Here is a 22,252-nt window from a genome sequence, read left to right on the forward strand (position 1 = left end):
GGTTTCAGTCCAGGCCATGTGATCCTCCGTAGTCTTGGTAAACCACAGAGAATCATAAACTCCTGAAATCGCTCAACTTAATTTTCGGTTCGGCTCTTAGGAAGATAATATTGAAGATTATAAAAAGGCCGCCACATATAGTGACGGCCTTTTTTTAATATTAGAACGAGCGCTGGAAGCGAACCATACCGCCCCATGCATCCTTACCATTGAGAACAGAATGGCTATCCTTCCACTTGGTGTAGGATACTTCTGGCGTAACAGTGAAGCCAGGAACCAGCTGATAAGCAACATTTGCCGTCGCCGCCAGCGTATTGGTGCCATCAAAGGCAAGCTGCGCATTCAGCGTTGCCTTGTCAGTTGCCTTAAATTTCGCACCACCCCAAACAGCCCAATCGCCACCCCATGTGCCGTAGAAGCTGCTGATCATGCGAACACCGTCCTGATAGATGTCCTTGTTGGACTTGTAGCCACCCATAGCCCAAACCGAGAAGCGATCGGTAAGGTTCAAATCACCGCGCAGCTTGCCAGCCCATTCTTCGTTACGTGCGTCATAAGCAGCAACGGCGGCAATCGTGCCCCATCCCTGTTCATACTTTACACCACCAACAACATGCGGGGTGTAATCTTTGATCGTGCCATTAAAGCCATAGGCGCTGTCTGTATCTTCGTTGTTGCCTTGTTCCAGCGACAAGATAGCAGAAAAGCCGTTATCGGCAGTGAACGTATAGCTGACCAGTCCCGTACGATAACCGCCTGCGAGGATCACGTCATCATTGAGGACGTCGCCAAGATAACCCGGGAACGTCACGAATGCGGATTCATCAAGACCAAGGCGAAGACCACCGAGCTGAATATAACCAAAGCGAAGCGAACCGGAAGCACCTTCTACACCATTGCCCCAGTCATAGCGGGTTTCAGCATATGTCTTCAAAGTGCCAAGTTCAGTTTCCGACGCGGTGCTCAGGCGCAGTGAAAGACGCGCTTTGTTGTCCCAGCTGTTGCGGCGGGTGTCGACAAAACCTTCACGATCTCTGAAACCACGGCCATAAACATTATCGCCGCCGCCGACATCATAACGCACGTAACCGGAAACGCGCAGGCAGGTTTCGGTGCCTGGAATATAAAAATAGCCCGCGCCATAAGCATCGCATACACGCACATATTCAACATGTTCCGGCTCTGGAGACACGATCGTGTCAGCAGCGTAAGCACTGGTTGTCGCTACAGCCATAACGGCTGCGGAACCAAGAAGAAGACCTTTAATAGTCATTTTATTATACTCCAGTAGATATATAAATTCAGACTCCTTTCTGATAGAACACAATTATTATAAGCGGCAATCGCATTTTCATCAGTATTTAAAACAGCAGTTAATATGTATCATATGCGCAACTATTTAGTATTTGCTTTACATTATCCCAATTTTAAAATTTATACCTTCAATTAATAGTTATAAAATAATAGCTAGCAACTTTTTATTTTCAAAATTATATTACTAATATTCTATAATTTCACTCTTCAACCATTTTTCAGAATATCCTAAAAAACACCCTGCCAGCCGTTTGCTTCAAAAACAGGGATAAAAATTGAAATACATGCCACACACCCTTACGAAAGGTATTTCGAATATTATAATGTCAATAAAATCTCCAATATATTTCCTGTTGAACAGAGACTTATTTTATGCTCAATATTAATAATAGGGTTATGAGTTTTCCGTCGTCACTAACCAACATCAATTCAACAGAGAATACATTTATGAAAAACTATCGCTCCTTTGGTCTCGCAGTTGCCTTCACAGCATTTTCGGGGCTTTCCGCTTTTGCAGCACCTCTCCCAGGCGGCGCAAGCACGCTTCAGGAAACCTATGAGGACTGGACAGTCTCTTGCCAGTCACAGAAGGAAACGACCGTCTGCGCGATCCGTCAGGACCAGAATAGTTCACAGACTGGCCAGCGCGTATTGACTGCCGAGCTTCGTAATATGGCAGGCGGCAAGATTGAAGGCGTACTGCTGATGCCATTCGGCCTTGATCTCGCGAAGGGCGCGACGCTCAAAATTGACGACGCCGCCGGTCCGAACCTGACTTTCTCGACCTGTTTGCCGCAAGGCTGCCTCGCGCCTGTGAGCTTTGACGCCAAGCAGGCCGCAGCGCTGAAAGCTGGCAGCAACCTTAACGTAACCACGACTGCTCTCAGCCCTAGCCAGCCTGTTGCCTTCAAGGTTTCGCTGAAAGGCTTCGGTGCCGCCCTTGACCGCATCGTCACGCTGACAAAGTAAGCGTTCTACTCTCTAATGCTAAGCCGCCCCGCCGAAAGCGGAGCGGCTTTTGTTTATGCATCGACTGAGATATTGCTGATGCGGGTGAGTGAACGTCGCCAGCGCATGGTCATCAGTACGGAAACGATGGCCAGGCCTGCGGCCAATCCAAGCCAGACCCCAGCGCCGCCGAGCTTAAACTGGAATGCCAGAAGCGCACCCAACGGCAAGCCGACACCCCAGTAACCGACAAGCGCAAGATACATCGGAATGCGCGTATCACGCAGACCGCGCAGCATACCTGCGGCAACGGCCTGGGCACCGTCGACGATCTGAAACAGCGCCGCAAGCGCCAGAAATGTCACCGCAAGTTCGATAACGGCAAAATTCTCGGGGTCTTTTAGATTGAGAAATGCACCAATAAACACGCGTGGAATCAAAATCATCAGCAATCCCATGATCGCCATGAAGCCCACTCCCAACGCATAAGCGCTCCAGCCCGCATAGGCTACAGCCTGCGGGTCACCGCGTCCGTAAGCACGCCCGACTCGAACCGTTGCGACCTGCCCGAAACCGAGCGGCACCATAAAGCTAAGTGACGCCACCTGAATTGCAACGGCATGGGCTGCCATCGCAGTCGGGCCGATATAGCCCATCATGATGACGGCAGCATAGAAAATCGAGGTTTCAAACACAAAGGTCAGCGCCATCGGAAAACCGATACGCCAGAGCTCGATGAGACGTGGCCAGTCAGCACGCCAGAAGCGACCAAACAGACGATAGCGACGGAAACGCCGATGGCGGGTCGCGATAAACGCCATACCAAGAAACATCATGCTGCTCGAAAGCGTGGTGGCGATACCGGCGCCATGCAACTCCATACGTGGGAAGCCAAAGTGACCGAAAATGAGTGTCCAGCCAGCCAGCGCATTGAAACCAATGGCCGCAGCCGCAACCAGCAATGTCCACATCGGCTTTTCCATGGCCGCAAAAAATGAGCGCAGCACAATATAGAACAGATAAGGCAACAGCGCCCATTGCAGCGTGTGCATGAAATCGGTGGAACGCGCGGCAATATCCGGCTGCTGGCCAAGGAAGATGAATATTTCCTCGCAATGCCACAACACGAACCATATCGGGATCGAGATCATAATCGCCGACCACATGCCCTGACGCACAGTCCGGCGCACGTCGCGCACCGAATGACGGTTCCTGCCGAGTGCAATGGCGATCATTGGCATAACAGCCGAGACAAGCCCCATCGAAAAGATCATCAGCGTATGATAAAAACTGGTCGTCAAAAGTGCCGAGGCAAGCGTGTCCTTACCCAGCCGCCCGATGAAAATAACATCAGTGGCAGTCAATGCAGCCTGCGAAAGATTGGTGAAAATCAACGGCCAGCCTAGCTTGAGGGCTGTTATTATTTCCCGGCTCCAGCGCTGAAAACGGCTCAAATGTGGCTCACGAAAGCCTTCAACAACTGTATTGATCACAAGTCACTCCCCGAACTGTCCGGGGCCGTCAATCCGCCAGACAATCCATAGCTGAAACACGTGCCATGACGTCAGAGACCATGTCAATCTGAGGAATTTAGCATCGTGATACGAATATCGATCGCCCCATGCCGGCTAAGAGCTTTCATCGCGATTGCGACTTTGCTCCCACTTTTCGGGTTCTTCAGTCTCTAATGGGAACGTTGTGTATGTTCCAGAGACTGATCCGGAGCCAGGCGGGCTGCACATCGATTGGCACAAAATTAATGCGCAATGGATACCAGACTTGCATAAAGAAGCAACATATCTTGAGAAGTAAATTCTCAACTGCTGACATATGTCGAAATAAAAACCCCGCACCAGGCGGGGCTTTCTTTATTCATTCAACCCACGCTTATGCAAAGTCGAGAGCGCGGTCGCCGTCTTCGTCCTTAATGCGCGATGGCAGGCCGATCTGGTTCAGAATGTGCAGGAATGGCTTCGGGTTCAGCTCTTCCACATTGACCATCTTCTTCACATCCCATTCGCCCGAAGCGATCAGGATTGCGGCTGCAACGGGTGGCACACCTGCGGTGTAGGAAATGCCCTGGCTGCCCACTTCGTTATAGGCGTCCTTGTGGTCGGCAACATTATAGATGAAGACTTCCTTCTCTTTGCCGTCCTTGGTGCCTTTGACGAAATCGCCGATGCAGGTCTTGCCAGTGTAATCTGGCGCAAGCGATGATGGATCAGGCAGCACAGCCTTGACCACCTTGAGCGGCACGACTTCCAGACCTTCAGCGGTTTTGACCGGCTGTTCGGACAGGAGACCGAGATTGTTCAGCACGGTAAAGACGTTGATGTAGTGATCGCCAAAGCCCATCCAGAAACGCACATCGGCGTTCGGGTAGTTCTTGGATAGCGAGTGCACTTCATCATGCCCGGTCATATAGGCCTTGCTTGGACCAACAACAGGCAGATCAAAAGTCTGGCCAACTTCGAACATCTTGTTCGACTGCCACTGCCCACCCTGCCATGAATAGACCGTGCCGGTGAATTCGCGGAAGTTGATTTCCGGGTCGAAGTTGGTCGAAAACCAGCGGCCATGCGAACCGGCATTGATGTCAACGATGTCGATGGATTTAACCTCATCGAGATAGTCATCAGCAGCCAGGCGTGCATAGGCATTGACCACGCCCGGATCAAAACCAATGCCGAGAATGGCTGTAATGCCCTTCTCTTCGCATTCTTTCAGGTTCTTCCATTCGTAGTTGCCATACCACGGTGGGGTTTCGCAGATCTTCTTCGGATCTTCATGGATCGCAGTGTCCATGTAAGCCACGCCTGTATCAATACAGGCGCGAAGGACCGACATATTGAGGAAGGCCGAGCCGACATTGATCACGATCTGAACGCCAGTCTTCTGAATGAGAGCCTTGGTGGCTTCCACATCCATAGCATCCAGCGCATGCGCTTCCAGTTTCACCTCGGTCTTGAGGCTCTTCTTTTCATGCACGCTATCGATAATCTTGCGGCATTTCTCAACCGTGCGGGACGCAATATGGATATCGCCCAATATGTCAGAGTTTTGTGCACATTTATGTGCAACAACCTGAGCCACGCCCCCGGCGCCGATAATGAGAACGTTCTTCTTCATTTTCTGTCGATGCTTCCTCTTCCAGCGGTTCCCCGCCATCTGTTAAACGTCCCGATCACTTTCCCGTCGGAACACACGAGTTCATTGCAGTTTGAACGCTGCAACAGGATCTTTATGAAAGCGACCCTTCAAAATCCGCGTAATCAAATTCGCGGACAATTTTGACCGTGCCATCCAGCTCACGCACGGCAATGGCTGGCATTTTCACACCATTAAACCAGTTCTTTTTGACCATGGTATAACCGGCCGCATCTTCAAATGAGAGACGGTCGCCGATTTGCAAAGGCTTGTCGAAATTGAACTCGCCGAAAATATCACCGGCAAGGCAGGATTTTCCGCAGATCATGTAGCTGTGCTCGCCATTATTTGGCGCCATCTTCGCTTTTTCGCGATAAATGAGCAGATCCAGCATATGCGCTTCAATCGAGCTATCGACGACAGCAAGATTCTTGCCGTTATAAAGCGTATCAAGCACCGTCACCTCCAGCGTCGTGGTCTTGGTGATCGAAGCTTCGCCGGGTTCCAGATAGACCTGTACGCCGAATTTTTCCGAAAATGCCTTCAGGCGCGCGCAGAAATCATCGACCGGATAATCGTCGCCGGTGAAGTGGATGCCGCCGCCAAGGCTCACCCATTCAACGCGATGGAGAAGCGAGCCGAACTTTTCTTCAATATCGGTCAGCATCTTGTCGAACAGACCGAAATCGGCGTTTTCGCAATTGTTGTGAATCATAAAACCGGTGACACGATCCATGACCTTTTCGACCTTCGCGACATCCCATTCGCCAAGACGGCTGAACGGACGCGCCGGATCGGCAAGATCAAAGCTTGAAGACGAAATGCCGGGATTCAAACGCAGACCACGCTTGATATGGGCGGCCTTATCGGCAAAGCGTTCAAACTGGCTGATCGAATTAAAAATGATCTTGTCGGCATGGCTGATGACTTCGTCGATCTCGTAATCGGCATAGGCCACGCTATAGGCATGGGCTTCGCCAGAGAATTTCTCATGGCCAAGACGCACTTCATAGAGCGAAGACGAGGTGGTGCCGTCCATATATTCGCTCATCAGATCAAACACCGACCATGTGGCAAAGCATTTCAGCGCCAAAAGAGCCTTGGCGCCGGATTTCTCGCGCACATAAGCAACTTTTTGCATGTTGCGTTTCAGCTTTGTCTTATCAATCAGATAGTAAGGCGTCTGGATCATGGTCGTTCCGGGTCGTCAATTAGGGAAGATGGCCTGTCCAGCTGGCTGGCGGCATGTTATGCAGCAACAGAAAGCCGCACTTAAAGAGGCTTATAGGAAGCTTGTGACAGAAACACAAATCCGCCACAGAGGTTTGGAGAAAATTTTCTCACCTGCTGCGGCGGATTTTATATTCAAAGCTTCATATAGGGCTTTTCAGGGCAAATTGAACCCCTTCTGATTAAGATTGATATTGTTTTACTTCCTCCCCTATTCCGAAGTTTGAAAAAGCATTTTATAGAACCAGCACACGCGTGCGGACAGCGGGCATCAACCCGCCTCTGAAATGCGGGATAGGACCAGGGAAAGAAATGCAGACCGAAAATCCAGCCGCCACTGCTACCGCAGGGGCTACTGCAGGCTGGGGAGAATTGTTTGCGGGCAAAAATGCGATCCGTTCGCTGACGCTCGTCGGTGGAGTTGCGCTCCACGCTATCAATGTTTTTATTGCCACAACCATATTACCAACCGTCGTCGCCGATATTGGCGGCATGGACTATTATGCCTGGAACACAGCGCTGTTTGTAACGGCGTCCATTCTCGGCTCGGCGCTTGTGCCCAAACTTCTGTCACAGGCAGCCCCACGCTATGCCTATCTCGTGGCGGCGATCATCTTCGCCATTGGCACGCTTGCCTGTGGTCTTGCCCCCTCCATGCCTGCCATGCTTGGCGGTCGTGTGGTGCAGGGGCTTGGCGGCGGCATGATGCTGGCGCTCTCTTATGCCATGATCCGTATCGTCTTTGACGAAAGGCTCTGGCCTCGCGCTATTGCGCTCGTTTCCGGCATGTGGGGTGTGGCAACGCTCGTTGGCCCGGCAGTAGGCGGTATTTTTGCTGAACTTGGCGTCTGGCGTGCAGCGTTTTGGTCGCTTGTGCCGGTGATCGGCATTTTTGCTGTCATGGCAATGCTGGTCCTGCCAAAGCAGAAAGACAGCGCTGAGAACAAAGACCGGCTTGCATGGCCGCAGCTTATTCTGCTGACCACAGCCGTGCTCATCATCTCGGCCGCAAGTATTTCACAAAGTGCTATATGGAACATCGCTGGCGTTGCGGTTGCATTTGCCGTGCTGATGCTGCTTGTTTTCGTCGAGCATCGGTCCACGAAACGTATTTTGCCGAAGGGTACTTTCAGCCTGAGCCGTCTTGGTGCGCTCTATCTCACCATGGGCTTTCTTGGCGGATCGGTCACAAGTTCCGAAGTGTTCGTGCCGCTGTTCTTTCAGGTCCTGCATAATCAATCACCGCTGGTGGCTGGTTATCTTGCAGCGCTGATGGGCGGAAGCTGGACATTCGGCTCCATCGGCTCATCCGGCGTGACAGGCAAAAGCGTAAACCGGGTTATCCTTGCAGCGCCAATTATGGGCATTCTGGGCATGACAACACTTGCCATTCTGGTTCCCCCCGGCAGCGACGGTCATTGGACCACACTTGTTCCGATTTGTCTTGCAATGATCGTTGTGGGTTTTGGTGTTGGCATGACATGGCCGCATCTGCTGACGCGGATTTTCAAACGGGCCGATGCGAGCGACCAGAATCTCGCATCAGCTTCACTGACAACCGTCCAGCTTTTCACCACGGCCATGGGTGCTGCCCTTGCAGGCATGATTGCGAATCTTGCCGGTCTGAGCAATCCCGGTGGCTTTGCCGGCACGTCAAATGCAGCACTTTGGCTGTTCATCGGCTTTGCTACAATGTCGAGTGTTGCGCTTTTTGCAGCAATCGCGCTGGTGCGCAGTTCACGCTGAGACACGAAAACAGGCCTTCAGAGCATATCATGCTTCGGAGGCCATCCTGATTAGGACGTCTTTCCTTGAGACTGCCTCTGAATTCGATTTAATTGCGCAACGCATATCGCCTGATTAACTCTTGATGTCGGGACATAGAAGCATTATTCCAACTTCCGTAATCGTCGGCCGGACATGGTACAGCATGTTGGCAAATCACGACCTCCGCGGAAGCCACCCTCAAGGCAGCCAGACGCGATCCCCCTTGATTGCGATGAAAGACGTTTGCTTCATCTGAAGCAAATACCGTGAAAAGCGAAACAGAGACAGTTCCGACATGAGCAGCAATTTTTATCAGGAAACCGTTCTTGACGTTCACCACTGGACCGACAGACTGTTTTCCTTCCGCACCACGCGCGATCAGGGCTTCCGCTTTCAGAGCGGCCAGTTCGTCATGATCGGCCTTGAAGTCAATGGCAAACCACTGCTGCGCGCTTATTCGATTGCTTCCAGCGTCTATGATGAACAACTCGAGTTTTTCTCGATTAAAGTGCAGGATGGTCCGCTGACCTCGCGCCTTCAGCACCTGAAAGAAGGCGACAAGGTAATCGTCGGCAAAAAGCCGGTTGGCACGCTGCTCTATGACAATCTCATTCCCGGCGACAATCTGTGGCTGCTTTCAACCGGTACAGGCCTTGCGCCGTTCCTGTCGATCATTCGCGATCTGGAAGTCTATGAGCGCTACAAGAAGATCATCCTGGTGCATGGCGTGCGTGAAGTGAACGAACTGGCTTATGCCGATCTCCTCACGAAGGAACTGCCGGAAGACGAATTCTTGGGCGAAATGGTGCGCGAGAAGCTGATTTACTACCCAACTGTGACGCGTGAAGAATTCCGCAATAAGGGTCGCATCACTGACCTCATCAGCTCCGGCAAGATTTTTGAAGATCTCGGCCTTCCGAAATTCTCCGAACAGGACGACCGCATGATGCTTTGCGGAAGCCCGGAAATGCTGGCCGATATGCGCCAGATTCTTGAAGGCCTCGGCCTTGAAGAGGGCAGCCAGAGCGAAGCCGGTCATTTCGTTATCGAAAAGGCTTTCGTGGAAAAGTAAGCGATAAAAATATTTTTTAATAAGGGGGGCGCACGCCTCCCTTTCTTTTTCTCGCTGCCGTCTTTATGCTCACCCGCATGATAAACTGTTCGAGTATCCCCTGCATCGCGCTCCTGTGATTTAAGCACAAGGAGCATGGACGCAAGCAAACCACGCGTTTCTTGCGCAGTCTTCGCTTGGCTATATGCGAGCGGATAAATGCCGGTCTCATCGGAACTCGTGCAGTGAGCATTATCATGAAAAATTACTTTGAAAGCCCATTCAAGGGCATAACCCTCGACAAGCAGGTCACAAATCCAAACATCCTCGTTGGGCGCTACAGCTATTATTCTGGCTATTATCATGGCCATAGCTTTGATGATTGCGCGCGCTTCCTCCTGCCCGATGAAGGTGCTGACAAGCTGATCATTGGCAGCTTCTGCTCCATCGGGTCGGGGGCTGCTTTCATCATGGCAGGCAATCAGGGCCATCGGTACGACTGGATCAGTACCTTCCCGTTCTTCTTCATGTCGGAAGTGGACATATTTGCAGGAAGCGCAAATGGCTACAGCCCATCAGGCGATACAGTGATCGGCAATGACGTATGGATTGGTTCTGAAGCCATTATCATGCCCGGTGTGAAAGTCGGTCATGGCGCGATTATCGGCACACGCGCGCTCGTGACGCGCGATGTTGCGCCCTACACGATTGTTGGCGGCAACCCCGCCCGCACCATCCGCTCCCGCTTTGATGAAGTCGCCGTCAGACAACTCTTGGAAATGCAGTGGTGGGACTGGTCGGACGACCAATTGAAAGGTGCGATGGCAATTTTGACCAACAGTGATGTGGACACACTTTATCGCTATTGGCAAAGCCAGATTTGCGGGAGTTGATCTGATACGCCAAAGGCCTGCTCTCTCATCAGGCTTTTGGCTTCACACCAAAAACATGGTCCGGCCCTGGGAATGAGCGGGCGCGCACTTCATCCGCATAGGCTTGCGCAGCATCGGAAATCAGCGGCGCAAGCGTGGCAAAGCGTTTCACGAAACGCGGTGTAAAATCCTCAAATAGTCCCAGCATATCGTCGGAAACCAGAATTTGGCCGTCACAGGCAGGCGATGCGCCGATTCCAATAGTGGGAATGGAGAGCGTTTGCGTGATCTCGCGGGCCAAAAGCTCAACAGTGCCTTCAATCACCAGCGCAAAAGCACCGGCATCCGCAATGGCTTGTGCATCCTTGCGGATATGATTGGCTTCCGCATCATCACGTCCAAGCGAGCGAAACCCACCGACCGTATTGACCTGCTGCGGCATCAGTCCGACATGGCCGAAAACCGGAATGCCGCGTTTGACGAGAAAATCGACCGTCTCGGCCATTTCTTCGCCGCCTTCAAGCTTCACGCCATCGCAGCCGGTTTCCTGCATGATACGGGCTGCGCTGCGAAAAGCCTGTTCTTTCGATTCCTGATAAGCGCCGAATGGAAGATCGACCGTCACGCAGGCATGTTCGACGCCGCGCATAACCGCCTGTCCATGTGCAATCATCATGTCGAGCGTGACGGCAAGCGTTGAATCCATGCCGTAAAGCACCATACCAACGGAATCACCAACCAGAAGCAGATCACAATGAGGATCAAGCAGACGGGCAATCGGTGTTGTATAGGCCGTAAGGCTGACGATCGGACGCTCGCCCTTCATTGCCTGAATTGCCTTGGGCGAAAGGCGCTTCTTCTTAACGGTGACGCTCATGTCAGGCGGCCTTTTCCTGCGCCACATGCGCGATCAAACGATTGTCGAGAAGGCGCGTGGTGCCGAACCGCACAAAAAGCGCAACCAGAACCGACCTGCCCTGAACGGACTTAAGACGCTGCAAAGTGTCAGGATCACGCAATGCCACCACCTCCGGGACTGCCAGCGGTTCCGTTGCAATGAAAGTACGGATTGCTGCTTCAAGCGCTTCCGGGTCATCGACACCGGACCGATAAAGCCGTTCGGCTTCCTCCAGCGCCTTTGGTACGATGATCGCTGCGGCACGCTGCGCTTCACTGAGATAAACATTGCGCGATGAACAGGCAATTCCGTCATCCTCCCGCACGGTCTCAACACCAACCACCCGCACCGGAATCGCCATATCGTCGACCATGCGGCGGATGATGACGAGCTGCTGGAAATCCTTCTCGCCAAAGTAAGCGGCGTCCGAGCCGACGATGTTGAAAAGCTTGCTGACTACGGTTGCAACGCCCGCAAAATGACCGGGACGTGCTTCGCCTTCCATCTGATTGCCGAGCGTTGGGACATCGACCACTGTCTGCATCGGACGCGGATACATATCCGACACCGCAGGCGCAAACAGAAAATCAACATCCGCACTGCGCAGCAGGGTTGCATCACGCTCCAGATCACGCGGATATTTGTCGAGATCTTCATTGGCGCCAAATTGCAAAGGATTCACGAAAATCGAAACAACTGTAATGTCATTTTCCTGACGTGAGCGGCGCACCAGTTCAAGATGCCCTTTGTGGAGATAACCCATGGTCGGCACGAGACCAATGGATTGGCCGCTCCTGCGGACCTCACCAAGCGCCTGACGCAAAGCTTCAATCGTATGGATGATCCGCATGGCGACCTCCCTGCCAAATGACCAGATTTGGCCGCCACTCCTACAAGTTCAATTGCTAAAATGCAAAGCAATTACTGTCCGCCAACGGCCTCAACAGTGCTGCCCACCGTTCTGCCAAAGCGGTCAATCTGTTCGTTATAGGTTCGCCGGGTATTCGGATCAAAAACCGCAATCGGTGCACTGACGACCAGTGACGCAGCCGTACCCACACCCTGCGCTGTACCAAGGGCTACGGCGCCAAGGCGCTCACCCAGACCAATATCCGAATCTGTGATCGTCTGGCCGGTGACGAGACGCTGACCGATCAACTGAACCACTTCGGGACTTGAGGCAAACTTACCGTGGTTGAGACTATCACCCGCCTTAAGACGCGTCAGGTCAATAACGGTGATACCAGCCTTCTCAAGTTGCGAGCGATAAGGCTCAACCGAGGGGTCGATCTGCCCCAGACGGTCAACATTGCCGGAAATGAAGCGCGATGCACGAAGGGCACGGTCATCGCGTGATGTGAACAATGTGAAACGCGGATGCTCCTTGCCCATCGCACGGAACTGCTTGTTGAAAACATCCACATCAAGATCAGGTGACGCAAGAATGACGTCAGTGATCTTGCGATCAACGCGCTTGTCGCGGATTGCCATCTGGCGCAGTGCTTCAACGGTCAGCCAGCTCCCCATCGAATGCGCCATGATCGTTATGTCTTTGACGCGTGGATCTTGCGCAATCTTTCGTAGCACTGTTTCCAGTGCATCTCGCGAATAATTGGTGCTTTCCTTGTCGTAATTATAATCGAACACGCTGCCGCGCGACGGCCATGTGAAAATAACTGGTGCGACTTCGGCGCCGGAGTCATGCACGATCTGGGCGAAACGATAAACCGAGTCTTCAAAGGTGTTGTTGAAACCGTGGACAAAAACCATCACGCGGCGATTTTTGGGCAGGCTGCTGTTCAACCACTGTTGAGCGCCATTGGTTGAATTGATTGCCTTCACCTCAACGGTGGTGAAATCTTTAAGCGGATTGGCCGGAAGCTTTTTGGGCCACTGAACTTCACCAATCTTGCGATTTTTATCCGGTGGAATTGAAACCACAATCTGTGTCAGACTGAGATCCTGATCGCGTTCCCCGGAAAACAATGTGCCGGGATCACCCGAAGGCGCGCGTGTCGTTGCAACCATAAGATTGACTTTGGATGCACCCGGAACACTCTGACCAACAGGGATCAGAATACCATCCGGCCGACTTGCGCAGCCTGCGATGATAATCAGGACAACGAGAAATGCAGGGGTGATGCGACGAAAAATACTCTGCAAAACCCAACTCCCCGACAAGACTTGATCCCCAAACCGCCCGATCAACATTTTAGTTTGGGCGCGGGTAATATATTCTTTACCGGAAGAGATATGCCAAGCCCTAATTGTCGAGACCTGTGGAAAGATTATGCCGCTGCGGCATCTCAGTTACACAAGGCCCATAAAGGACAGCTATTTCCACAGCTGCCTTTCGTCTTTTTTCAAAGCTTTTGCGCGAGAACACTGTCACCGCGAACGTATTGTTGAACGCAATTGCCCATGGGTGGTGCGAGCAACGCACGGCCAACAGATCAGAGTGATTAAGGGAAGCTTTAAAAAAGAAAAAGGCCGCGCGGGAGGAGGATGCGCGGCCTGATCTTGAATACGGCTGGGAGGAGGAGTGCCGTATTCGTCATCGGGCTCTGGGAGGAGGAGTGAACCCGATGACCAATATTTACCAAGCGCCTCTTTATTCAACAACGACCAATAACGCATATCAGTTATGCAAATACGCCGATGCTTAAGTTTAATGCAGAATCCTAAATATAAAAAACCTGCTCACAGAATGAGCAGGCTGAGAAAAATATGCTGCAAAATCAGTGTTTCAGAGAAGATGCGCGATCAGTGGCGCAGCCAGAACATTGACCAGACCAACCAGCACCATCACAAGACCAGCAATTGACCCTTCTTCGCTGCCAATCTGATGCGCCTTGGCAACGCCAGCGCCATGCGCCCCCATACCGAACAATGCGCCGCGCGCCAAAGCAGAGCGAAGCGGCAGCCAGTTGAGCATCACTTCACCCATTGCAGCACCAAATACACCGGTCAGCACGACGAAAATGGCCGTCAGATCAGGCATTCCGCCAATATCGCCGGAAACCGTCATCGCAAAAGGCGTACTCATAGAGCGCGGCATCAAGCTCAAGCTGATAGCGTCGCTAAGACCAAGAAGATGCGCCAGCCCCCAGGCGGAGAGCATCGCAGACGAACTGCCGACCACGACGCCAACCAGCAAGACCGGCCAATATCGTCGAATGGTTGCACGCTGCTGATAGATCGGAATCGCAAAAGCCACGGTTGCGGGGCCAAGAAGCGCCACAAGCCAATGGGTCGCGCTGAAATAACCTCTGTAGTTTTCATTGAACCCTATGAGCAGGGCCATCAGCAATAACGGCGTGACAGCAAGCGGCGTCAGCCACCACATCGGAAAGCGACGATAGACGCGTTTTGCTGCGAGGTAGAGAAGGATTGTAGCGGCAGACCAGAACAGCGTTGCCACATAGGGGTTACTTAGCGGCATAGCGTACACTCAGCCGATAACACATATCGACAGTCAGCGCGGTCACAGTCATAACAGTCAGCGTTCCGACCAGAATAACAGCCATGATTTTCACGCCCAGCATGCCGAGCAGTTCCTGATGTTCGAGAATAGCCAGAACCGCCGGCACGAAAAACAGCAGCATTTCTGCCAGAAACCATTCCGCACCGCGCTTCATGCTGAACAGGCTGATGCGTCCGCTTAAGAGCAGGGCCAGAACCAGTACCATGCCAACAATGCCACCCGGCAGCGGCAAGCCGACCAAGCGAACAAAAGCTTCCCCTGCCAGCCAGAAGCCGAACAATGTCGCAATCTGCATAAGACGGCTGTTGTGCAGCGCATAGCGAAAACGGATTGTCAGGTTGTGGGCGCTCATGATGATGTTCCAATGCAGGTATTTGTGAATTCACTATAGGCGCAGTATCGCCATTCCAGAAATGAATTGATTTCATTGCAGCTATTCCATAATAGAATGGCTCATGAACTTACGCGGCTTTCAAGCTTTCGTGGAAGTGGTGCGGCAGGGCGGCTTTTCGGCAGCGGCCCGCACCATCAACGCCACTCAATCAACCGTCAGCAAGACGGTGCGGCAGCTCGAAGATGAGCTTGGCCTCACCCTTCTTGACCGTGAGGTCAGCCCACCGCGCCTGACAAGCGCCGGGGAAATCGTCTATCGGCGCGCAGTTGCAATGCTGACTGAAAAAGACGACATGCTGAGCGAGCTTGAAGAATTGCGCGGCCTCAAGCGCGGACTCCTGCGCCTTGGCCTGCCACCCATCGGCTCCAGCGTGCTTTTTGCCCCCGTCTTTGCAGCCTTCACCAAGCTTTATCCCGATATCGACATTCAGCTTGTCGAACATGGCAGCAAACGACTGGAAGAAGTTCTTCTGGCAGGTGACGTCGAACTGGCCGCTTCCCTTTTGCCCGTCGAAGAAAGTTTCGAGTGGCAGGCCGTTCGTTGTGAGCCCGTTGTTGCCCTGCTTCCAGCCAGCCACAGCTTCGTCGATGATGGCGGTATTCCCTTGTCCGATATTGCCAGTCTGCCCTTCATTCTTTTTGAAAGCGGCTTTGCGCTCAATCAGATCATTCTTGAAGCATTCAATCAGCGCGGACTGTTTCCTCATGTCGCTGTCAGATCAAGCCAGATCGACTTCATCGTCGAGCTGGTCGCAGCAGGCATGGGGATAGGCTTTCTGCCGCAAATGATTGCCGAACAGCGCAAACATCCCGGCGTTCGCATTCATCACATCAAGGATGCGAAACTGAACTGGGACATGGCGCTCATCTGGCGAAAAGGTGCGTTCCTGTCCCATGCCGCGAGGGCATGGCTTGCGCTTTGCAGAGGCGAGAATACTGCGGAGTAGGCTTGACCTGCCCAGCCGCTCGCCTATCTTTTTGAATATACCGACATTGTGGGAGCACTCACGCCCTTCTCAACCATCAGTCTTTTAGACCTATTTTACTGCGCATCTTATCCGAAAGCCGCTCGACGCTTTTCGGGATTTGCTCAAAAGGAGGCTATCATGGAAGGTCAGGTTATATTCTACAAAGGCGACAGGATCATTTACCGGCATCACGTTGACGTACACGACGATGATTATTCAAAGGGCGTCAATGATGCCCTTATCGCCTTCCAACGCAATTATGCCGGTTTTGATCTTGCAGGCGATGACATTCACATCCGCTTCAAGAAGCCCGGCGAGGTTTAAAGCCTGCGCTTGCCATACCGCATCTCTTTCGCCTGACAAGATCAGGCGAAAGCTGCCTCATGGGCAACGCGACGAATATCGCTGCGCGACAAGCCAAGATCGGAAAGTTCGCGATCACTGCAACCGCTTAACTCGCGCAGATTTTCGCGGTACTGCATCCAACGGGAGAACTGGGTACGAAGGTGGTTCATGGTGGTATCCCCTTATCTTCAGCACCTTTGAGTGCTGGGCTTTTTACCTTCCTCCCACTCTGAAGCTTCCGTCTTTTTAATCGTTTTGAGAAGTGCATAAACTGCATGGCTGCAATGCTGGAACAGCGCGCGTAAACATGGCGAACAGTAACGCAGTTCGTTAGAGCGTACGAAAAAAGTGATTGCTAAATGTAGAGTAAAACCGTGAGGGGTGTTTTAGAGGGTTACAACAGCCGCATTTTGTTTAAATCTGTAAATTGTGACTCACGAGACAAGATCCCACACCATATGAAAAGAACCATATTCATTGTCGGCAACGGCCCTGTCGAGAACGATTTATCCGCACAGATAGATACCGCTGATCTTGTGCTTCGCTTCAACGAGCCGCGCGTTTCGCGTGGCATGACGGGCACAAAGACAGATATGCTGATGCTCGCCACATCGAGCAAACAAATGGAACAGTGGATCAAAGACCCGGCTTTTATCAATTCGGACATTGTCCGCAATGCGCCAGAACTTCTGTTTGCGTTCCATCCGAGCATCATCAAACGCTTTCACCACCAGCCCAATATCCTGTCCCGCCTCAAAGGTCGACGCGCCGACTGGACAAATGAGGCCATCGATTATTTTGGCCGTGCTGGCAAAAAAATCCGCATCATGCCCTCAAAGGATTATTTTTCTGTCTGCGAAGAGTTGGGCATTACCCCAGATCAGATGAAAAAGGTGTTCCCAAGCACCGGCTTCTTCGGCATCTGGCTGGTTTTACGCAAATACTCGCAGCCCGACTGGGAGATCAAAATATGCGGCTTTAGCTGGGAGGGCTGGAAACGGCATGACTGGGCTGCGGAGTGCAAATGGATCGAAGAAAAGATCGCTATCGGACATCTTCACAAGGTTGGATAGAAGGTGCGACTTGCGCAAATTGAGCACATAGCAGATATAGAATGCCAATTCGGCTGACTTTACGCGCTATACGCTCAGGTTTACCATGAACATCAAGGCCCTCATCATTCACTTGGCGCGCGCGACGGATCGCAGACCGCAAGTCGAAAAGCTCATCCAGCAACTGCATGTGAAAGCCGAGATCATTGATGCTGTTGATAGCCGTACGCTGTCAGATGCGGAGATAAAGCGCGTTTATCGGCGCAAACTTCACGCGCCCCGCTATCCTTTTGAATTGAGCAAAAATGAGATTGCCTGCTTTCTATCCCACCGCAAAGCATGGCAGGCTATTGTCGATCAGAAACTGGATGCTGGCTTTATCATTGAAGATGACATCGAACTGACAGACGTTTTCCATGCCGCGTTTCACGCTGTCACCAATCATTTCGAGCCGGGCAGCTTTGTACGCTTCACGTTCCGCGACCGGGAACAGGGCCGCGAAGTTTTCCGCAATGATCAATTACGCATCATCATCCCCAACCCGATTGGGCTTGGCATGGTGGCGCAACTTGTCAGCTTTGATGCCGCGAAAAAACTGCTTGCCGCAACTCAACAGTTTGACCGACCTGTCGATACCACCGTGCAGATGCGCTGGGTGACTGGATTACAGCCACTTGCCGTCATTCCGGGCGGGGTGAAAGAAATCTCTGCCGAGCTTGGCGGCACGACAATTCAGCACAAAAAATCCTTCAAGGACAAGCTTGCACGTGAAATCCTGCGCCCCCTCTACCGGATGCGCGTGCGCCAATTCTCTGCGAGATCGAAGTGAGACATATGGCTGTTCCGATTCTTCTTTATCATCAGATCGCCGCTTTACCGCACAAGAAAATTCCGTTTCGCGGGCTTTGGGTGCATCCTGACAAATTCCGCAGCCAGATGGCGTGGTTAAAGAGGCTTGGCTATCAGGGTCTTTCGCTGCGCGATGCCATGCCCTACATCAAGGGCGAGAAGACCGGCAAAGTTGCGGTCATTACGTTTGATGATGGCTTTCTCAACAATTACGAAAATGCGCTGCCGGTGCTTGCTGAATTTGGTTTTACTGCCACCAATTATTTTGTCGCCAATCAGATCGGCGGCAGCAATGTCTGGGACAATGCTCTGGGGGTACCGCAATCGCCCTGTATGTCGGTAGGGCAAATGCGTGAATGGGCGGCACTCGGCCACGAGGTCGGCGCGCATACGCTTGACCACGTCAATCTGGAGAAAACACCGGACGACGATGCCCGCCGTCAGATCGCTCAGTGCAAAACCGTGCTTGAGGATATGCTTGGATCGGAAGTGACAAATTTTGCCTACCCTTATGGCGGCAATCTTCCCGTTCATCGTGAAATGTGCCGTGAAGCCGGGTATGAAACCGCCACCACAACAGTCCATGCCCGCGCAAGAGCAAGTGATGATCCGTTCGGGATGCCACGGGTCTATGTTCGCCGCAGAGATCTGGCGCCGAAATTCATCTACCGTTTAATAACACGCTAAAAAACTTGGCTATTTATTTGATTTTGATCAATGCAGCCTCACGAAAACGTGGCAAATTGCCCGTCAATCTGCCATGGACGCAGAGATGCAAAAGCGGTACTAGAGCATAACTAAGGAGCGTATAATGGACTATCGCCGGTTTTTTGAAGAAGCGATCGACCAGCTGCACGCCGAGAAACGTTACCGCGTTTTTGCCAATCTTGAACGCATTGTTGGACGTTTCCCCCGCGCTACCTGGCGTAACAATGGCTCAGCACGTGAGATCACTGTGTGGTGCTCGAACGACTATCTGGGTATGGGGCACCATCCCGATGTCATTCAGGCAATGTGCGATACGGCCAACAGCGCCGGTTCCGGCGCAGGCGGCACCCGCAATATTTCGGGCAATAACCACCCGCTTGTTGAGCTTGAAGCCGAACTTGCCGATCTGCATGGCAAAGAGGCAGGCCTTGTCTTCACATCCGGTTTCGTCTCCAACGAAGCGTCGATCTCGACCATCGGTCGCTTGCTGCCAAACTGCCTGATCCTTTCTGACGAATTAAACCACGCTTCGATGATCGAGGGTGTGCGTCGTTCCGGTGCAGAGAAAAAGATTTTCCGTCACAATGACGTTGAGCATCTGGAACAGCTTTTGAAGGCTGCGGACCGTTCCCGCGCCAAGCTGATCGTATTTGAGTCCGTCTATTCGATGGATGGCGACATTGCGCCAATTGAAAAGATTGCCGATCTGGCCGAGAAATATAATGCCATGACCTATATTGATGAGGTTCATGCGGTTGGCATGTATGGTGCGCGCGGCGGTGGTATTACCGAACGCGACGGTCTTGCACATCGCATGGATATTATCGAAGGCACGCTTGCCAAGGCATTCGGTGCACTGGGGGGCTATATCACCGGCTCACGTGCAATCATTGATGCCGTGCGTTCTTATGCGCCGGGCTTCATCTTTACCACGTCGCTGCCGCCAGCAGTCGCTGCTTCCGCGACCGCTGCGATCCGTCACCTGAAAGCTTCGCAAGTCGAGCGCGATGGCCAGCAGCGCCAGTCGCAACGCGCCAAGGATGTTTTGTCGGCAGCCGGCCTACCCGTCATGCCATCGGAAACACACATCGTTCCAATTCTGGTCGGTGATCCAGAGCTTTGCAAGAAAGCCAGCGACCGTCTTCTCGACGTGCATGGCATCTATATTCAGCCCATCAACTATCCAACCGTTCCACGCGGCACCGAGCGCCTGCGCATCACACCATCACCGTTGCATGACGATGCGCTGATTGATGGCCTCAAGGATGCGCTGCTGGAAGTCTGGAACACGCTGGGCATTCCATTTGCTGAACCGGACGCGCCGAAAGCTGCAAATTCTGACCGCATCATTCCGCTGATGGTTTCTAAAGCCGGCGGCTGATCAACTCAGCATCAACGCATTGAAAAAAGGCCGGTTTTCACCGGCCTTTCTTTTTAAAGATTATTGATCCAGCGAACCAGTCTTGCCGCCGCTTCATCGACCTGCTGTGGATCTCGGCCGAAACAGAGACGGAAAAAGCCCTCGCCGCCCACCCCGAATGCGCTGCCCGGTGCGAGACCGACATTGGCGTTATCGACCATATCAAATGCGGCGTTGACCGAATCCGTCACACCTTCGACGCCGAAAAACAGATAGAACGCGCCTTGCGGCGGTGTCAGACGAACTCTTCCCGTTTCCTGCAACGTTGCGCAAAGACGGTCCCGTGTTGAACGCGTGCGTTCGACCTGCATGGCAATAAAGTCATCGCCCTGATCCAGGGCTGCAACAGCACCCCGCTGCATGAATTGCGCCACACCGGAATTGGAATACTGGATCATGTTTTCAATCGCCGGACCGATGGAGGGATGCACATTCATCCAGCCCACCCGCCAACCGGTCATCGCCCAGTTCTTTGAAAAAGAATTGACGAAGATGATCCGGTCATCCGGCTCCATAATGTCCATGAAGGAAGGGGCACGGCCACCGCCATAATAGAAATGGGTGTAAATCTCGTCGGCAATAATCCAGATGCCTTTTTCACGCGCCAGATTGAGAATGAAACGCAACGTATCAAGATCTCCGGTCCAACCCGTGGGATTGGAGGGCGTATTGATAAACAGCGCGCGGGTGCGCGGTGTGATCGCACTTACAATCCTTTCAGGATCGAGAACCCAACCGTTGGCTCCAAACTCAAGTTCGACAGGTACGGGCACTGCCCCTGCAAGACCTGCCGCGCCGACGAAATTTGGCCAAGCCGGTGAAAGATAAATTGCCTCTTCACCCGCGCCTGTTGTTGCCTTGAGCGCCATCTCAATGGCGTGCATACCAGAGCCGGTGACATAGAAATTTTCCGGTTTGAACGGTTGCGGAAAATGGCGCGCATGATAACGGGCTAGGGCTTCACGCAGATCGGGAATACCGGCCTGCCATGTGTAGAAAGTTTCACCATCGGCAATGCCCTTTTGGGCCGCCGCGCGGATGAACTCAGGGGTCGGCAGATCACCCTCTCCGACCCAAAGCGGGATAATGCCTTCCTTGCCACGACCGTGATTGGCTACGGTAATGATGCCGCTTTCCGGGGAAAGGGCTGCTTCGCGTCGAAGATTGGCAATAAGCGTCATGTTTTCTCACATAAACTTGGATTGTCTTTGCACTGCTTAGCAAGGCACACGCATGAAATCACGTGGCATTTTGTGATGATCCGATAAGCTCTATTGATGGATCAAACAAAAACGGAGCCATAAGGCCCCGTTTTATGTCAGCGTTTGTCAAGCACTCAGGCTTTGCTCTGCTTTGCGAGAAGATCACGGATTTCGGCGAGCAGAACCTCTTCGCGTGGAAGCTCTGCTGCGGCTTCCGGCTTTGCTTCTTCCTTCTTCTTGAGCCTGTTCATGCCTTTAACGACGAGGAACAAAACCCATGCAATGATCAGGAAGTTGATGAGCAGGGTGACGAAGTTACCATAGGCAATCGTCGCACCCGCTTCACGAGCCGACGCCAGCGTGGACTGAGGTGCACCGGCGAGCTGAATGAACATATTGGAGAAGTCGATACCACCTGTGATCAAACCAATGATCGGCATGATGATGTCATTGACGATGGAATTGACCAAACCACCGAACGCTCCACCGATGATCACACCGATGGCCAGATCGACCATATTGCCCTTGAGAGCGAACTCTCTGAATTCCTTTAACATTGCTGTATCCCTCTCGAACACGAACTTATACCGGGCCGTCCTTGCTA

General features: G+C 52.5%; 23 protein-coding genes. 11 read left to right on the plus strand and 12 right to left on the minus strand.

Going from position 1 to position 22,252, the window contains the following annotated elements:
* Positions 1 to 160: 160 nt before the first annotated feature.
* On the minus strand, positions 161 to 1,273 hold the full coding sequence (locus tag VBH83_RS10985; protein ID WP_265982995.1) for a porin: 1,113 nt from the start codon (positions 1,271 to 1,273) through the stop codon (positions 161 to 163).
* A 488-nt stretch (positions 1,274 to 1,761) separates the two neighbouring features.
* Between VBH83_RS10985 and VBH83_RS10990 the strand changes: the two genes are divergently transcribed.
* On the plus strand, positions 1,762 to 2,283 hold the full coding sequence (locus VBH83_RS10990) for an invasion associated locus B family protein (protein WP_265982994.1): 522 nt from the start codon (positions 1,762 to 1,764) through the stop codon (positions 2,281 to 2,283).
* 53 nt (positions 2,284 to 2,336) lie between these two features.
* On the opposite strand, the gene VBH83_RS10995 is transcribed toward VBH83_RS10990, so the two are convergent.
* The 3 genes from VBH83_RS10995 to nspC all read right to left on the minus strand — a co-directional run bounded on the left by VBH83_RS10995 (position 2,337) and on the right by nspC (position 6,601).
* Positions 2,337 to 3,752, minus strand: coding sequence for an MATE family efflux transporter (locus tag VBH83_RS10995; protein WP_396997737.1), 1,416 nt, complete (start codon positions 3,750 to 3,752; stop codon positions 2,337 to 2,339).
* A gap of 397 nt (positions 3,753 to 4,149) precedes the next feature.
* Positions 4,150 to 5,391, minus strand: coding sequence for a saccharopine dehydrogenase family protein (locus VBH83_RS11000; protein WP_265982992.1), 1,242 nt, complete (start codon positions 5,389 to 5,391; stop codon positions 4,150 to 4,152).
* 112 nt (positions 5,392 to 5,503) lie between these two features.
* Positions 5,504 to 6,601 carry a carboxynorspermidine decarboxylase gene (nspC, locus tag VBH83_RS11005; RefSeq protein ID WP_265982991.1) on the minus strand — a complete coding sequence of 366 codons (1,098 nt, stop codon included), beginning with the start codon at positions 6,599 to 6,601 and terminating at the stop codon, positions 5,504 to 5,506.
* On the opposite strand from nspC, the gene VBH83_RS11010 reads away from it, so the two are divergent.
* From VBH83_RS11010 to catB, 4 genes are all read left to right on the plus strand, one after another.
* Positions 6,600 to 6,821, plus strand: a complete 222-nt coding sequence (locus tag VBH83_RS11010) for a hypothetical protein (RefSeq protein WP_265982990.1) — start codon at positions 6,600 to 6,602, stop codon at positions 6,819 to 6,821. The two genes, nspC and VBH83_RS11010, sit on opposite strands and share 2 nt — an antisense overlap.
* A gap of 130 nt (positions 6,822 to 6,951) precedes the next feature.
* Entirely contained in the window at positions 6,952 to 8,385 is a 1,434-nt protein-coding gene (locus VBH83_RS11015; protein WP_265982988.1) for an MFS transporter, read from the plus strand.
* A gap of 316 nt (positions 8,386 to 8,701) precedes the next feature.
* On the plus strand, positions 8,702 to 9,478 hold the full coding sequence (locus VBH83_RS11020; RefSeq protein WP_265982987.1) for a ferredoxin--NADP reductase: 777 nt from the start codon (positions 8,702 to 8,704) through the stop codon (positions 9,476 to 9,478).
* 236 nt (positions 9,479 to 9,714) lie between these two features.
* Complete coding sequence (gene catB, locus VBH83_RS11025) at positions 9,715 to 10,350, plus strand: type B chloramphenicol O-acetyltransferase (protein ID WP_265982986.1); 636 nt, start codon at positions 9,715 to 9,717, stop codon at positions 10,348 to 10,350.
* A 28-nt stretch (positions 10,351 to 10,378) separates the two neighbouring features.
* Here the strand turns inward: catB and panB are convergent, their stop codons facing one another.
* The 5 genes from panB to VBH83_RS11050 all read right to left on the minus strand — a co-directional run bounded on the left by panB (position 10,379) and on the right by VBH83_RS11050 (position 15,063).
* Positions 10,379 to 11,206: a 3-methyl-2-oxobutanoate hydroxymethyltransferase gene (panB, locus tag VBH83_RS11030; protein WP_265982984.1), complete on the minus strand. Its 828-nt coding sequence runs from the start codon at positions 11,204 to 11,206 to the stop codon at positions 10,379 to 10,381.
* Between the two features lies 1 nt (position 11,207).
* On the minus strand, positions 11,208 to 12,077 hold the full coding sequence (panC, locus tag VBH83_RS11035) for a pantoate--beta-alanine ligase (RefSeq protein ID WP_265982982.1): 870 nt from the start codon (positions 12,075 to 12,077) through the stop codon (positions 11,208 to 11,210).
* Positions 12,078 to 12,148: 71 nt separating this feature from the next.
* The gene (locus tag VBH83_RS11040; RefSeq protein WP_265982980.1) at positions 12,149 to 13,390 is read right to left on the minus strand and encodes an alpha/beta hydrolase; all 1,242 of its coding nucleotides are present in this window, start codon (positions 13,388 to 13,390) and stop codon (positions 12,149 to 12,151) included.
* Positions 13,391 to 13,973: 583 nt separating this feature from the next.
* Complete coding sequence (locus VBH83_RS11045) at positions 13,974 to 14,669, minus strand: LrgB family protein (RefSeq protein WP_265982979.1); 696 nt, start codon at positions 14,667 to 14,669, stop codon at positions 13,974 to 13,976.
* Positions 14,656 to 15,063 (minus strand): CidA/LrgA family protein, encoded by a 408-nt coding sequence (locus VBH83_RS11050; protein ID WP_265982977.1) that lies wholly within the window; start codon positions 15,061 to 15,063, stop codon positions 14,656 to 14,658. The genes VBH83_RS11045 and VBH83_RS11050 overlap by 14 nt, the downstream gene beginning before the upstream one ends.
* 103 nt (positions 15,064 to 15,166) lie before the next feature.
* On the opposite strand from VBH83_RS11050, the gene VBH83_RS11055 reads away from it, so the two are divergent.
* Together VBH83_RS11055 and VBH83_RS11060 are read left to right on the plus strand one after the other, a co-directional pair.
* The gene (locus VBH83_RS11055) at positions 15,167 to 16,051 is read left to right on the plus strand and encodes a LysR family transcriptional regulator (protein WP_265982975.1); all 885 of its coding nucleotides are present in this window, start codon (positions 15,167 to 15,169) and stop codon (positions 16,049 to 16,051) included.
* A gap of 159 nt (positions 16,052 to 16,210) precedes the next feature.
* Positions 16,211 to 16,396: a hypothetical protein gene (locus VBH83_RS11060; RefSeq protein ID WP_265982974.1), complete on the plus strand. Its 186-nt coding sequence runs from the start codon at positions 16,211 to 16,213 to the stop codon at positions 16,394 to 16,396.
* A 41-nt stretch (positions 16,397 to 16,437) separates the two neighbouring features.
* Here the strand turns inward: VBH83_RS11060 and VBH83_RS11065 are convergent, their stop codons facing one another.
* Complete coding sequence (locus VBH83_RS11065) at positions 16,438 to 16,587, minus strand: DUF1127 domain-containing protein (protein ID WP_265982973.1); 150 nt, start codon at positions 16,585 to 16,587, stop codon at positions 16,438 to 16,440.
* 288 nt (positions 16,588 to 16,875) lie between these two features.
* On the opposite strand from VBH83_RS11065, the gene VBH83_RS11070 reads away from it, so the two are divergent.
* The 4 genes from VBH83_RS11070 (at position 16,876) to hemA (ending at position 20,407) form a co-directional block, all read left to right on the plus strand.
* Complete coding sequence (locus VBH83_RS11070; RefSeq protein ID WP_396997693.1) at positions 16,876 to 17,490, plus strand: hypothetical protein; 615 nt, start codon at positions 16,876 to 16,878, stop codon at positions 17,488 to 17,490.
* Between the two features lie 85 nt (positions 17,491 to 17,575).
* Entirely contained in the window at positions 17,576 to 18,298 is a 723-nt protein-coding gene (locus tag VBH83_RS11075; RefSeq protein WP_265982969.1) for a glycosyltransferase family 25 protein, read from the plus strand.
* Between the two features lie 5 nt (positions 18,299 to 18,303).
* The gene (locus VBH83_RS11080) at positions 18,304 to 19,005 is read left to right on the plus strand and encodes a polysaccharide deacetylase family protein (protein WP_396997696.1); all 702 of its coding nucleotides are present in this window, start codon (positions 18,304 to 18,306) and stop codon (positions 19,003 to 19,005) included.
* 124 nt (positions 19,006 to 19,129) lie between these two features.
* Positions 19,130 to 20,407, plus strand: a complete 1,278-nt coding sequence (gene hemA, locus VBH83_RS11085; RefSeq protein ID WP_265982965.1) for a 5-aminolevulinate synthase — start codon at positions 19,130 to 19,132, stop codon at positions 20,405 to 20,407.
* 53 nt (positions 20,408 to 20,460) lie between these two features.
* Here the strand turns inward: hemA and VBH83_RS11090 are convergent, their stop codons facing one another.
* The gene (locus tag VBH83_RS11090; protein ID WP_265982964.1) at positions 20,461 to 21,627 is read right to left on the minus strand and encodes a pyridoxal phosphate-dependent aminotransferase; all 1,167 of its coding nucleotides are present in this window, start codon (positions 21,625 to 21,627) and stop codon (positions 20,461 to 20,463) included.
* A gap of 155 nt (positions 21,628 to 21,782) precedes the next feature.
* On the minus strand, positions 21,783 to 22,205 hold the full coding sequence (gene mscL, locus VBH83_RS11095) for a large conductance mechanosensitive channel protein MscL (protein WP_265982963.1): 423 nt from the start codon (positions 22,203 to 22,205) through the stop codon (positions 21,783 to 21,785).
* Between the last annotated feature and the right edge of the window lie 47 nt (positions 22,206 to 22,252).

Origin of the sequence: Ochrobactrum sp. S1502_03 (assembly GCF_044435015.1) — a bacterium.
GTDB lineage: Bacteria > Pseudomonadota > Alphaproteobacteria > Rhizobiales > Rhizobiaceae > Brucella > Brucella chromiisoli.